We start from the raw sequence: 12,017 nt of genomic DNA, 5'->3' as shown, positions 1-12,017 counted from the left end.
TGAAAAACAGGAGCCGCCCGATGGGCGGCTCCTGTCATTACGCTGCAGTCAGCTCGCAATCCCCTGCAACTCGGCAGCGCCCTTGAAGAACACCAGCATCAGCGCCACGCCGGCCCCAAGCAACGGCAGCAGCGCCACCAGCATCAACAGCACGCTGGCCAGCATCAGCCCACCGACGATATCGAGCCAGGCCATCACTTTCAGCGCCGGATAGGGATTTTGCAGCTTGAGCAACCGTATCCCCAGCCAGGTGGTGCATATGCCCATAAGACACAACAGCGCCATATAGCCGATAGTCTGCCAGTCCAATCCGGCGAACAGTTGGTCAGCGAAAAGCATGTCCACTGCCTCCAGCAGCAGCGTCACCGCGAGCAGCAACCAGATCGGTACGCTTAGGTTGCGCGCGAAAAAGCGGGCTTCGGCAAAGGCTTTGAAACGCAGCAGCAGGTAGCAGCCGAGTAACGCCAGCGCCAGGCTAAGCCAGTCGGTGTAGGTAAACAGCAGTTCAGCTTCATCCGTCTCCAGCAGAGCTCCGGCAAATGTAAGCGCGATCACCAGGGCATTGGCCACCACCGAGACCAGTGCCAGGCAGCCCAGCACCTGCAGCTGCCTGGTGCTCCAACCTGGCAACGACTGTACGCCCACGCTGTCGAGCAACTCCACCTGTGGCGCACTGTAGGGATTGTCTGGTTGCATCGCCTTTATCCTTGTTCGGCAAAAAACCGAGGCTAACCATCCAGACAGCGCTTGACCAGACTGTACGGTTCAACCCAGCGGTGGCTGTACCGCGACGGCGTGGCGACCGCGCAATAGGCTTTGCCAGTCACCGGAGAACGACCATGTCCACCGAACTGCTGCTCGCCTTCATCGCCTTCGCCTTCGTCACCTCGGTGACGCCCGGCCCCAACAATATGATGCTGCTCGCCTCCGGGGTGAACTTCGGCGTGCGCCGCAGCATTCCACACATGCTTGGCATCAGCCTCGGTTTCATGCTGCTGGTGGCCGCCGTGGGCCTTGGTCTTGGCCAGGTGTTCCAACGTCTGCCGGTGCTGCACGACGTACTGCGCTATGTCGGCGCCGCGTACCTGCTGTATCTGGCCTGGAAAATCGCCCAGTCCGGCGCACCGCAGAGCCGCGAGAACCCCGAGGCCAAGCCGTTCACCTTCATCCAGGCGGCGGCCTTTCAGTGGGTCAACCCCAAGGCGTGGATCATGGCCATCGGCGCCATCACCACCTACACGCCGCAGGATGGCTTCTTCAGCAACGTACTGTTGATCGCCGCTCTGTTTGCCCTGGTCAACTGCCCCAGCGTGGGATTGTGGACCGTCGCCGGCAGCCTGCTGCGCAAGTGGTTGGACAACCCGCGCGCGCTGCGCGCCTTCAACATCGGCATGGCGCTGCTGCTGGTCGCCTCGCTCTACCCCATCATCGTCGACACTGGAATGTTCTGATGCAAGACGCCGCCCCCACTCGTCTGCGCCCACTGGCGGACACCTCCACCTCGGCCGTGGTCGCTGGCTTCATTGCCATGCTCACCGGCTACACCAGCTCCCTGGTGCTGATGTTCCAGGCCGGCCAGGCTGCCGGCCTCACCGCAGGACAGATTTCCTCGTGGATCTGGGCACTGTCGATCGGCATGGCACTGTGCTGCATCGTGCTCTCGCTGCGCTATCGCGCGCCGGTGATGATCGCCTGGTCAACCCCTGGCGCCGCGCTGCTTATCACCAGCCTGCCGCAGGCCTCCTATGGCGAGGCCATTGGCGCCTACATCCTCGCCTCGGGCCTGATCGTTCTGATCGGTCTGACCGGCACCTTCGACCGCCTGATGCGCCGTATACCTGGCTCCATCGCCGCCGCGCTACTGGCCGGTGTGCTGTTCAAGATCGGCCTGGAAATCTGCGTGGCCGCCGAGCAGCAACCCTTTCTGGTAATCGCCATGCTGCTTGCCTACCTGCTCGGCAAGCGCCTGTGGCCGCGTTACTCGGTGCTCTCTGCGCTGATCGTCGGCAGCGTGCTGGCCGCGGTCTTCGGCCTGCTGGATTTCAGCGATTTCCAGTTGCAACTGGCGACGCCTGAATGGACCACGCCGAGCTTCTCGCTGGCCGCCGCCATCAGCATCGGCATTCCGCTGTTCATCGTCGCCATGGCCTCGCAGAACCTGCCGGGCATGGCCGTGCTGCGCGCCAATGGCTATGACGTGCCGGCCTCACCGCTGCTGACCAGCACTGGCCTGGTGTCGATCCTGATGGCGCCGTTCGGCAGCCATGGCATTCATATGGCCGCCATCAGCGCCGCCATCTGCGCCGGCCCGGAAGCTCATGAAGACCCGCGCAAGCGCTACACCGCAGCAGTCTGGTGCGGGGTGTTCTACGCCATCGCCGGCATCTTCGGCGCCACCCTGGCCTCGCTATTCGCGGCGCTGCCGGCGGCATTGATCCTGTCAATCGCCGCGCTGGCTCTGTTTGCCTCGATCATCGGCGGCCTGACCCAGGCCATGAGCGAGCCCAACGAGCGCGAAGCGGCGCTGATAACCTTCCTGGTCACCGCCTCCGGCATGACCCTGGCGGGCGTCGGATCGGCATTCTGGGGCATAGTCGCTGGCCTGCTGACCCTGGCCGTGCTGAACTGGGGCAAGCGGTAGCCACCCCATAGCTCTGAAGCAATCCGGGGGGCTCTACAAGGCCGCCCCGGATTGCATCCGGGCTACGAGCGGTAGGGTGCGCCATGCGCACCAACGACTGACAGCGTATGCATGCGGTGCGCGCAGCGCACCCTACTGCTCGGGCACCGCGTCGTGGGCCAGCTCTGCGCCATGCACACGGTTGACCCACAAGCCGAACAGCGCCGCCGTGATGAACATGATCAGGCTGTAGATGGCCGCAGGAATGGCCATGGTCGGGTTGTTCAGCAGCGCCGGGCTCAGCGCCAGGGCAATGGCCAGGGTGCCGTTGTGAATGCCGATTTCCATAGCAATGGCGATGGCCTGACGCAGATTGAGCTTGAGCAGCCTGGGCACGCAGTAGCCCACCGCCATGCTCAGCAGGTTGAAGGCCAGCGCCGCGCCGCCCACCGCAGGCGCGTAATCGACGAAGGTGCGCCAGTCCTTGGCCACTGCCAGCAGGATGATCAGCAGCAGGAACAGCGCCGAGATGATCTTCACCGGCTTCTGCATGCGCTCGGCGAAGCCCGGAAAACGGCTGCGCAGCCACATGCCGATGGCCACCGGACCAAGGACGATGACGAACACCTGCACCACCTTGGCGAACTGCAGCGGGATAGCCTGATCGGCCGACATGAAGTAGGCCAGTGACAGATTGACGATCAACGGCATGGTCAGAATCGCGATCACCGAATTGACCGCGGTGAGGGTGATATTCAACGCCACGTCGCCGTGAGCCAGATGACTGTAGAGATTGGCGGTGGTGCCACCCGGCGAGGCAGCCAACAGCATCAGACCGACGGCCAGCGCCGGCGCCAGACCGAACAATTTGGCCAGGAAGAAGCACGCCAGCGGCAACAGCAGCAGCTGACAGGCCAGGCCGATCAATACCGGTTTGGGGAATTTGGCCACGCGGGCGAAATCGGCCAGGCTCAGTGACAGGCCAAGCCCGAGCATGATGATGCCCAGCGCAGCGGGAAGGAAAAACGTCAGCAAGGGATCGGCGGTCATTATTGTTATCGCTCCAGTTGAACCTGGCAGGATTGTGCTGAGTCAGGACCACTGCTGACAGTGGCCCTGCGAGCCAACCTTAGCCTGCTTGCAGACTACCGGGCTAGAGCCTTTATATTGCTGTGGCCCCGCCATCCACGGCCAATGCCTGACCAGTGGTGAATGCCGCGTGGTCGCTGCACAGATAGAGCACGGCAGCCGCGATCTCCTCGACCTTGCCAATGCGCCCGACCGGGTGCATGGCGGCGGCGAACTCGGCCTTCTTCGGGTCGGCCTCATAGGCGCGGCGGAACATGTCGGTGTCGATCACCGCCGGGCAGACCGCGTTGACGCGGATCTTCTTCTTGGCATACTCGATCGCCGCCGATTTGGTCAGGCCGATCACCGCATGCTTGGAGGCGGCGTAGATGCTCATCTTCGGCGCGGCACCCAGGCCGGCGACCGAAGCGGTGTTGACGATGGCACCACCGCCCTGGGCCAGCAACAAGGGGATCTGGTGCTTCATGCACAGCCACACGCCCTTGACGTTGACGCCCATGATGGCGTCGAACTCGGCTTCGTTGCCGTCGGCCAGCTTGCCCTGTTCGATCTCGATACCGGCGTTGTTGAAGGCGTAGTCCAGACGGCCGTACTGCACCACCGTGGCGTCCATCAGCGCCTTGACCTCGGCATCACGGGTCACGTCGCAACGCACGAAGCAGGCCTCGCCGCCGGCCGCACGAATCAGCTCGACAGTGCCCTCGCCAGCGGCGACGTCGACATCGGAAACCACCACCTTGAGCCCTTCGGCAGCGAAGGCCTGGGCGGTGGCACGGCCAATACCGGCTGCAGCACCGGTGACCAGGGCGACCTGGCCGGAGAACGTCATGCTCATGTCTGCTTCCTCGCAGCGATTCTTGTTGAATTGGCGAGGAGTCTAGCCAGCAAGCCAGACGGTGAGCAGCACTATCAGGCTCTGGAGTGGTGGGTCATGCAGGGCGCTGATGGCGCGCCCCGCCAATCGATGCTCAGCCTTGCAGTTCGGCAACCATGGCAGCCAGGGCCTGCGCCGGATCGGCAGCCTGGCTGATCGGACGGCCGATCACCAGATAATCGGAGCCGGCCTCCAGCGCCTGGCGCGGGGTAAGAATGCGCTTCTGATCATCGGCGCTGCTGCCGGCAGGACGAATGCCCGGCGTGACCAGTTGCAGACGCGGCTGCGCGACCTTCAGTGCGCGGGCCTCCTGCGCCGAGCAGACCAGGCCGTCGAGCCCAGCCTCGGCGGCCAGGCCGGCCAGGCGCAGGACCTGCTCCTGCGGCGGCACGTCCAGACCGATGCCGGCCAGGTCCTGCTGCTCCATGCTGGTCAGCACCGTCACGCCGATCAGCAGCGGCTTGGCGCCAGCCAGCTTGTCCAGCTCATTACGACAGGCCGCCATCATGCGCAGGCCGCCGGAGCAGTGCACGTTGACCATCCACACGCCCAGCTCCGCCGCGGCCTTGACCGCCATCGCCGTGGTGTTGGGGATGTCGTGGAATTTCAGATCGAGGAACAGCTCGAAACCCTTGGCCTGCAACGCCTCGACCACTTGTGGGCCGCTACGGGTGAACAGCTCCTTGCCGACCTTGACCCGACACAGCGCCGGATCGAGCTGATCGGCCAGCGCCAGAGCGGCATCACGGCTGGGAAAGTCGAGGGCGACGATGATCGGGGTTTGGCAGACAGGCATGGGCGGGTCTCGAACAGGATAAAAACGCCGCGCATTGTAGCGCAAAGCTTCCTCTCACTGGTCGCGGCTAAAGCCCTTACCACATGCAGTCCGCTAGCCCAGACTGCATCCGGGCTAGCGGCTATCAGGCAATCAGCCGCTCACGCAGGCGCCCGAGCATGCCCAGCAGACTGCCGACCTTCTCCTGCTCGCGCTCGTCACGCGGCACCTCGGCCAGGCGAGTGACCACCTGCTGCGGCTGCGCGCGCCAGATCAAGGCTTGCTCGGCAGCGGCCTTGAGGCCCTTCTCGAACAGACCACGGCGAATCGGCTTGGGCAGATAGCGGAAGATCTGCGCCTCGTTGACCAGGCGCAGCAACGCCTGGGTGTCCTGAAACGGCGTGACCACCAGGCTGAGCAGACGTGGGTGCGCTTGCGCCAGGGTCTTGAGCAACGGCGCGGTGTCCTCGCCTGCCAGCTTGAGGTCACTGACCAGAATGTCCACGCCTTCGTTGTTGAGTTGCAGCATGGCCTCGGCCAGATTGCGAGCACGCAGCAGGCGGTGCCCGCCTGCGACGCAGAACTCGCCAACGACGCTGAGCGTGTCCGGATCGTCGTCCAACAGCAGCACCGACAGCGGAGCACTCAGCCCTTCGCTGGCGACAGATTGCAGCGGCTGTGCCTGGCGCACCGCCAACTCTGCCGCCTGACGCAGGGTGAAGGCCATTTCCTGCTGGTCCCAAGGCTTGGTCAGGTAGCGGAAGATGCCGCCGTTGTTCAACGCCTCAACCGCGGCATCCAGATCGGAATAGCCGGTCAGCAGGATACGCAGGGTATTCGGCGCGATCTCGCGCGCTTCGGCCAGCAGTTGCGCTCCGCTCATCTGCGGCATGCGTTGATCGCTGACCAGCACGTGGATGTGCTCCTCACGCAGGCGCTGCAGGGCGCGCAACGGGTCACTCTCGGTCAGCACCTCGTAGTGGCGGCGAAACTGCAGGGCGAGACTGCGCAGAATGCGCTCCTCGTCATCGACGAAGAGAATGCGAACGGGTGCGGACATCAGGCGCTCCTTTTCATGGCGACAGTAGCGGGCAGCGGCAGGCTGATCAGAAAACGCGTGCCACGCCCTGGCTCGGAGGCGACGCGAATGCGGCCGCCGTGGTCCTGGACGATCTTGTAGCTGATGGACAACCCGAGGCCGGTGCCCTGGCCGACCGGCTTGGTGGTGAAGAAAGGATCGAAGATTTTCGCCATGACTTCCGGCGGCATGCCACGGCCGTTGTCCTGCAGCGAGACATGGATGCCCTCGGCATCGGCCCAGCTGCGAATCTGAATACGCCCGCTGCCATCGATGGCCTGGGCAGCGTTGGTCAACAGGTTGAGCAACACCTGGTTGATCTGCGAGGGCGCGCAGGCGATACGCGGCAGCTCGCCTAGCTGCTGCACCACTTCGGCCTTGTCCTTGATGTGGTTGCGCGCGATCAGCAGCGCACTGCGGATGCAGTCATTGAGGTCGACCTCCTCGCTCATGGCGCGGTCGAGACGGGCGAAATCCTTCAGGCCCACCACCAGTTCGGCGATCTGTTCCAGGCCATACAGGGTGTCGCCATACAGCTGCTGCAGATCCTCGGCCAGCAGCTCAGGTGCCGCCTGCTGGCGAGCCTGTTCGGCGGTCTGCAGGGCCTGGCTCAGGCTCGCCTCGTCGCAGTCAGGGTCGCTCAGGCACTGGCCCAGGCGCGCCTGGGCGGCGGCGAGTTCGAACAGTGGCTCACTCAATTCACGCAGCAGCTGCACGTTGTTTTTCACGTAGCCCAGCGGCGTGTTCAACTCGTGGGCGACGCCAGCGACCATCTGCCCGAGCGACGCCATCTTCTCCGATTGCAGCAACTGCACCTGGGACTCCTTGAGATCCACCAGCGCCTGGCGCAGTACGCGATTGCGCTGGGCGACGCGCGCTTCCATGGCCTTGAGCAGATCCAGCACCGTACCCAGACCACAGTATTGGCCCCGGGCATCGATCAGGACGAAGTCCTCGGTGATCGGGTATTGCAACTGGGCGGTGACCTGCTTGGAAGCCTCTTCCAGGCTGGCTTCCAGGCTGACGATCAGCGGCGCGTCGTTCATCACCTCGCCAACCGGATGACGACCGCGCAGGTCGCGCCCGAAGCGCTGCATGAAGATGTCCTGCAGGGTGGCGCGACTGACCAGGCCGAGTGGCCGGTTGTTCTCGTCCACCACCGGCAGGGAAAGAAAGGCGCGGTGTTCAGCCGCCAGAAACAGATCGGCGACCTCGTTGATGCTCATCGACGCAGCGAGCGGCTTCACGGCTCGCATCAGCGATTGCAGCGCTCTGGCTTGGGTCACGAACGGCCTCCCCTGCTATCGGAAAGCCGTCATTCAAACAGCGCCAAGTTGCCATCATGTGACAGACATCACGCTGCCGGCGCGCCACCCTGGTGCGCCAGCCCTATTCCCCGCACCATTTTTCAGCTCCTGAGATAGCCGGCCAGCTTCTACGGAGCGCAAATCTCGGGCGGCCGGCCCTCTGGCATGAGCACTGCACGGCAAGCACATCCTTTTGCAGCAGGTTGCAGCCATGCCCTATCAAACCACCATCGGCAGCCTGGTCTACCGCTTCGCCGACCTCAAGACGCTGTTGGCCAAGGCCAGCCCGGCGCGCTCCGGCGATTACCTGGCAGGGCTGGCCGCCGCTACCTACGAAGAGCGTATGGCGGCCAAGCTGGCCCTGGCCGAGGTGCCGCTCAAGCGCTTTCTCGACGAGGCGCTTATTCCTTACGAGCAGGACGAAGTCACCCGCCTGATCATCGACCACCACGATGCCACTGCCTTCGCCCCGATCAGCCACCTCACGGTCGGCGACCTGCGCGACTGGCTGCTGCTTGAGAAGACCGACAGCTCGCGCCTGGCTGCCGTGGCCGCCGGGCTGACGCCGGAAATGGTTGCCGCCGTGAGCAAGCTGATGCGCAATCAGGACCTGATTCTGGTAGCGCGCAAATGCCAGGTAATCAGCCGCTTTCGTAACACCCTGGGTCTGCCCGGTCATCTGGCCGTGCGCCTGCAGCCCAATCACCCCACTGACGACGTGCGCGGCATCGCCGCCAGCATGCTCGACGGCCTGCTGTATGGCTCGGGCGACGCTACGGTCGGCATCAACCCGGCCAGCGATTCGCTGCCGACGCTGATGCGCCTGTGGCAGATGATGGACGAGGTGCGCCAGCACTTCGAAATCCCCATGCAGAGCTGCGTGCTGACCCACGTCACCACGCAGATCCAGGCCATCGAGGCGGGCGCACCGATCGACCTTGTATTCCAATCCATTGCCGGCACCGAAGCCACCAACGCCGGCTTCGGCGTATCCCTGGCAATCCTGCGCGAAGCCCACGAAGCCGCGCTGTCGCTCGGTCGCGGGACCCTCGGCGATAACGTGATGTACTTCGAGACCGGCCAGGGCAGCGCGCTGTCGGCCGGCGGTCATCATGGTGTCGACCAGCAGACCTGCGAAGCCCGCGCCTATGCCGTGGCCCGCGAATTCCGCCCGCTGCTGGTCAATACCGTTGTCGGTTTCATCGGCCCGGAATACCTCTACGACGGTAAGCAGATCATCCGCGCGGGCCTGGAGGACCACTTCTGCGCCAAGCTGCTCGGCCTGCCGATGGGCTGCGACGTCTGCTACACCAACCACGCAGAAGCCGATCAGGACGACATGGACAGCCTGCTCACCCTGCTCGGCGCGGCCGGTATCAACTTCATCATGGGCATCCCGGGTGCCGACGACATCATGCTCAACTACCAGAGCACCTCGTTCCACGATGCGCTGTACCTGCGCAACGTGCTGGGCCTGAAACGCGCACCGGAATTTGACGCCTGGCTGGCGCGCATGGCCATTACCGAACCGAGCGGCCGCCTGCGCGAGATCGGCCGTGGCCACCATCTGCTCAAGCAACTGCCGCACATCTCGGGAGCCGCGTGATGGCCAATGACCTGATTCAGCAAAATCCCTGGGACGAACTGCGCGCGCATACCTCGGCGCGTATCGCCCTCGGTCGCGTCGGCTGCAGCCTGCCTACCCGCGAGGTGCTCAAGTTCGGCCTGGCCCATGCCCAGGCGCGCGATGCGGTGCATCGTCCGCTGGACTTCGGCGAACTCAAGCATCAGTTGCATACGGCAGGCTTTCGTACCCTGAAAGTACGCAGCAACGCCGAGGACCGGCAAACCTACCTGCTGCGTCCGGATCACGGCCGACACCTGCACGGCGACTGCCGCGTGCAGCTGCAACACGAACTGCCCGCGCCTGAACTCGCCATCGTACTGGCCGACGGTTTGTCGGCCGTCGCCGTGCAGCGTCATGCCCTGCCGCTGCTGCAGGCCTTTCGCGAACGCTTCACCACCGACTGGGCCAATACCCCGGTGGTGCTTGCCGAACAGGGCCGCGTGGCGATTGGCGACGGCATCGGCGAAGCGCTGCGAGCACGCCTGGTGGTCGTGATGATCGGCGAGCGCCCGGGCCTGACCTCGCCGGACAGCCTCGGCCTGTATCTGACCTACGCACCGCGGGTGGGCTGCCTGGACAGCGCGCGCAACTGCATCTCCAACGTGCGGCCCGAGGGCCTGCCTTACCAGTTGGCGGCACACAAGCTCGACTACCTGGCACGCCAGGCACTGCGCCTGCAACTGAGTGGCGTGCAGCTCAAGGACGACAGCAACCTGCAGCCGGTGGCGCTACAGGCCGACTGACAAGACCCGGCACGCGGGTTATGGTGATAACTTCATTGCCCCATGAGGAGTCATCATGCCTTGGTACGTCTGGCTGCTGCTGGTTCTGGTGTTTGGCTCAGTGATCGGTAGCCTGCTGGTGCTGCGCAGCAGTGCCAAGAAAATGCCCCTGAGCGAAGACCAGCTCGAACGCATGCGTAAACGCGCCATCGAGCAGGAAGCCAAGGATGCGCGCGAGCGTCAGCGCTAAACGCACTCGTCCCGTCAGGTAACGCCAAGACTGCCCGCAACGCAGCCTGCTAGACTGCGCGCCTTCTCCAGGAGAGGTGCCATGCCCCTGCATCTGCGCTTGCTGCTCCCCGTCCTGATCCTGGCCCTGGGCACAGGACTGGGTTTCATCCAACCCGTCGGCCTGCTGCTGGGCAGCGCATTCGTCATCGTCCTGCTGGCCGGACAATCGCATCTGCCAAACTGGCTATGGCTACCTCTGATCCTGCTTGGCGGAATCGCCCTGGCGGCGCACCTCATACCCGGTTTCAGCCCTTGGCAGCTGTGGCAGCCACGTCTCATCAGTGCTGATGCGGCGCCCTATGGCCTGCGCCTGTTCTGGGACAAACTGCTGTTGGGCAGCGCCCTGCTCGCCTGGTGGCTGGGGCAGCCACGCAGACCCGTGCTTTCGCTGAAAAATGCCTGGCTGACGTGCATCGCCACCCTGCTGCTGGTGCCGCTGCTGGCCATGGCGCTGGGCCTGGTCGCCTGGCAACCCAAATGGCCGCAGGGTCTGCTGTTGTGGCTGGCGGTCAATCTCTGCGTAGCGGTGCTGGCGGAAGAATTGCTCTTTCGCGGCCTGCTACAGACCGTCCTGATCAAGCACCTGGGCACCTGGCCCGGTTTGCTGTTGACGGCCGGCTTGTTCGGCGCGGCCCATCTGCCTTTCAGCGCACTATTTGCCGTGCTGGCAACCTGCGCTGGCCTCGGTTATGGCCTGGCCTTTCACTACAGCGGCCGCATGAGCCTGGCCATCGCGCTGCATACAGCGGTCAATCTGCTGCATATTCTGTTGCTGAGCTATCCGTTACGTCTTGCGTGACGGCAATGCGGTAAGGCGAGAAGATGCGTTGCAGCTCGCCCTTCTCCCGCAACTGCTCGAGCAAGGCGGCGAAGCGCTCGGGAGTTATGGGCGCGCCAGCGCGGATCATCGCATGGTGACGATAGACCTGATCGACACGCTCGGAGATCAGTAACTGGCGTGCATACTCGCGATTGCGCTCAAGGAAGTCATAGAGATTGGAACGAGTGACCAATGCGACATCGGCGCGCCCGCGTATCACCATCAGCAGGTTGCTGTCGTGAGAGTGACCGAGGTTGGCGTTGAAGGTGCTGGTCAGGAACTCCGGATCGCTGTTGAACTGGGCAAATCCGTAGTGATAACCGCGATAAAGCGCCAGGCGCTTGCCTTCGAGCTGTTCGAAGTAACTCTGGTCGCGCAGCGCCTCGTTCCTGGCCACGAACAACTCAGCATCTTCCAGCCTCATATCGACAGCTTCAGCGTCGATGTCCTGCCATCCCCATTGCGGATTCTCGAAAATCGCCATGTCGATACGCCCACGCTGCAGGTCACTGAAACGACGCACGATGGCGGTGGGCAACATGGTGAAGTGGTATTCGCTCTGCTCTCGGTTGAGCGCTTCGAGCAGCTGCGGTAGCAAGCCACTCGAGTCGTGCAGGTTGGATTTGATCACATAGGGGGGAAAGTGCGCGCCACCGACCTTGACCACGTCGGCCGCGTAGAGAGAATCCACTAGCAAGAGACACAAGGCACCCAAACATCCATGAATCCAGCACCGCGCATGCCGCATCTCGAGTCCCCAAAAAATTCCTTCTCTTAGTGTGGTGCACACTACTCCAGTCTCTCCTGACCGACC

General features: G+C 63.8%; 13 protein-coding genes. 6 read left to right on the top strand and 7 right to left on the bottom strand.

Annotated elements, in window-relative coordinates:
• Nucleotides 1–48: 48 nt before the first annotated feature.
• The gene (locus tag JWV26_RS20630; protein ID WP_206417702.1) at nt 49–696 is read right to left on the bottom strand and encodes a hypothetical protein; all 648 of its coding nucleotides are present in this window, start codon (nt 694–696) and stop codon (nt 49–51) included.
• Nucleotides 697–839: 143 nt separating this feature from the next.
• On the opposite strand from JWV26_RS20630, the gene JWV26_RS20625 reads away from it, so the two are divergent.
• Together JWV26_RS20625 and JWV26_RS20620 are read left to right on the top strand one after the other, a co-directional pair.
• Nucleotides 840–1,451, top strand: coding sequence for a LysE family translocator (locus tag JWV26_RS20625; RefSeq protein ID WP_072424767.1), 612 nt, complete (start codon nt 840–842; stop codon nt 1,449–1,451).
• Nucleotides 1,451–2,641, top strand: coding sequence for a benzoate/H(+) symporter BenE family transporter (locus JWV26_RS20620; RefSeq protein ID WP_196461043.1), 1,191 nt, complete (start codon nt 1,451–1,453; stop codon nt 2,639–2,641). The genes JWV26_RS20625 and JWV26_RS20620 overlap by 1 nt, the downstream gene beginning before the upstream one ends.
• Before the next feature lie 132 nt (nt 2,642–2,773).
• Here JWV26_RS20620 and JWV26_RS20615 read toward each other — a convergent pair whose 3' ends face one another.
• The 5 genes from JWV26_RS20615 to JWV26_RS20595 all read right to left on the bottom strand — a co-directional run bounded on the left by JWV26_RS20615 (nt 2,774) and on the right by JWV26_RS20595 (nt 7,722).
• A complete protein-coding gene (locus JWV26_RS20615; RefSeq protein WP_074914644.1) occupies nt 2,774–3,670 on the bottom strand; it encodes a bile acid:sodium symporter family protein in 897 nt (298 codons plus the stop codon).
• A gap of 112 nt (nt 3,671–3,782) precedes the next feature.
• Complete coding sequence (locus JWV26_RS20610; RefSeq protein WP_072424765.1) at nt 3,783–4,544, bottom strand: SDR family oxidoreductase; 762 nt, start codon at nt 4,542–4,544, stop codon at nt 3,783–3,785.
• A 133-nt stretch (nt 4,545–4,677) separates the two neighbouring features.
• Nucleotides 4,678–5,379: an orotidine-5'-phosphate decarboxylase gene (gene pyrF / locus JWV26_RS20605; protein WP_072424764.1), complete on the bottom strand. Its 702-nt coding sequence runs from the start codon at nt 5,377–5,379 to the stop codon at nt 4,678–4,680.
• A gap of 124 nt (nt 5,380–5,503) precedes the next feature.
• Nucleotides 5,504–6,421: a response regulator gene (locus tag JWV26_RS20600; RefSeq protein ID WP_093053565.1), complete on the bottom strand. Its 918-nt coding sequence runs from the start codon at nt 6,419–6,421 to the stop codon at nt 5,504–5,506.
• Complete coding sequence (locus JWV26_RS20595; RefSeq protein ID WP_478210381.1) at nt 6,418–7,722, bottom strand: sensor histidine kinase; 1,305 nt, start codon at nt 7,720–7,722, stop codon at nt 6,418–6,420. Before JWV26_RS20595 ends, JWV26_RS20600 begins: the two co-directional genes overlap by 4 nt.
• A gap of 232 nt (nt 7,723–7,954) precedes the next feature.
• Here JWV26_RS20595 and JWV26_RS20590 point away from each other — a divergent pair, with 232 nt between their 5' ends.
• The 4 genes from JWV26_RS20590 (at nt 7,955) to JWV26_RS20575 (ending at nt 11,182) form a co-directional block, all read left to right on the top strand.
• Nucleotides 7,955–9,349, top strand: a complete 1,395-nt coding sequence (locus JWV26_RS20590) for an ethanolamine ammonia-lyase subunit EutB (protein ID WP_196461048.1) — start codon at nt 7,955–7,957, stop codon at nt 9,347–9,349.
• Nucleotides 9,349–10,113, top strand: coding sequence for an ethanolamine ammonia-lyase subunit EutC (gene eutC, locus JWV26_RS20585; protein ID WP_074914631.1), 765 nt, complete (start codon nt 9,349–9,351; stop codon nt 10,111–10,113). The genes JWV26_RS20590 and eutC overlap by 1 nt, the downstream gene beginning before the upstream one ends.
• Before the next feature lie 55 nt (nt 10,114–10,168).
• Nucleotides 10,169–10,342, top strand: a complete 174-nt coding sequence (locus JWV26_RS20580) for a DUF2897 family protein (protein WP_003461005.1) — start codon at nt 10,169–10,171, stop codon at nt 10,340–10,342.
• Nucleotides 10,343–10,423: 81 nt separating this feature from the next.
• The gene (locus JWV26_RS20575; protein WP_206417701.1) at nt 10,424–11,182 is read left to right on the top strand and encodes a CPBP family intramembrane glutamic endopeptidase; all 759 of its coding nucleotides are present in this window, start codon (nt 10,424–10,426) and stop codon (nt 11,180–11,182) included.
• Here JWV26_RS20575 and JWV26_RS20570 read toward each other — a convergent pair.
• Nucleotides 11,133–11,951 (bottom strand): substrate-binding periplasmic protein, encoded by an 819-nt coding sequence (locus JWV26_RS20570; protein ID WP_206419242.1) that lies wholly within the window; start codon nt 11,949–11,951, stop codon nt 11,133–11,135. The genes JWV26_RS20575 and JWV26_RS20570 overlap by 50 nt on opposite strands.
• Nucleotides 11,952–12,017 lie beyond the last annotated feature (66 nt).

Origin of the sequence: Ectopseudomonas toyotomiensis, assembly GCF_017167985.1 — a bacterium.
GTDB classification, from domain to species: Bacteria; Pseudomonadota; Gammaproteobacteria; order Pseudomonadales; family Pseudomonadaceae; genus Aquipseudomonas; species Aquipseudomonas toyotomiensis.
The sequence above is the reverse complement of the archived record's forward strand: the minus strand, read 5'-3'. Positions and strand labels throughout refer to the sequence as shown.

What these genes read in the sequence shown, in the direction of transcription:
- JWV26_RS20575 (WP_206417701.1), top strand. Translation starts at nt 10,424, where the DNA reads ATGCCCCTGCATCTGCGCTTGCTGCTCCCCGTCCTGATCCTGGCCCTG.
- JWV26_RS20590 (WP_196461048.1), top strand. Translation starts at nt 7,955, where the DNA reads ATGCCCTATCAAACCACCATCGGCAGCCTGGTCTACCGCTTCGCCGAC.
- JWV26_RS20610 (WP_072424765.1), bottom strand. Translation starts at nt 4,544, where the DNA reads ATGAGCATGACGTTCTCCGGCCAGGTCGCCCTGGTCACCGGTGCTGCA.
- JWV26_RS20570 (WP_206419242.1), bottom strand. Translation starts at nt 11,951, where the DNA reads ATGCGGCATGCGCGGTGCTGGATTCATGGATGTTTGGGTGCCTTGTGT.
- JWV26_RS20615 (WP_074914644.1), bottom strand. Translation starts at nt 3,670, where the DNA reads ATGACCGCCGATCCCTTGCTGACGTTTTTCCTTCCCGCTGCGCTGGGC.
- JWV26_RS20580 (WP_003461005.1), top strand. Translation starts at nt 10,169, where the DNA reads ATGCCTTGGTACGTCTGGCTGCTGCTGGTTCTGGTGTTTGGCTCAGTG.
- pyrF (WP_072424764.1), bottom strand. Translation starts at nt 5,379, where the DNA reads ATGCCTGTCTGCCAAACCCCGATCATCGTCGCCCTCGACTTTCCCAGC.
- JWV26_RS20625 (WP_072424767.1), top strand. Translation starts at nt 840, where the DNA reads ATGTCCACCGAACTGCTGCTCGCCTTCATCGCCTTCGCCTTCGTCACC.
- JWV26_RS20620 (WP_196461043.1), top strand. Translation starts at nt 1,451, where the DNA reads ATGCAAGACGCCGCCCCCACTCGTCTGCGCCCACTGGCGGACACCTCC.
- JWV26_RS20630 (WP_206417702.1), bottom strand. Translation starts at nt 696, where the DNA reads ATGCAACCAGACAATCCCTACAGTGCGCCACAGGTGGAGTTGCTCGAC.
- eutC (WP_074914631.1), top strand. Translation starts at nt 9,349, where the DNA reads ATGGCCAATGACCTGATTCAGCAAAATCCCTGGGACGAACTGCGCGCG.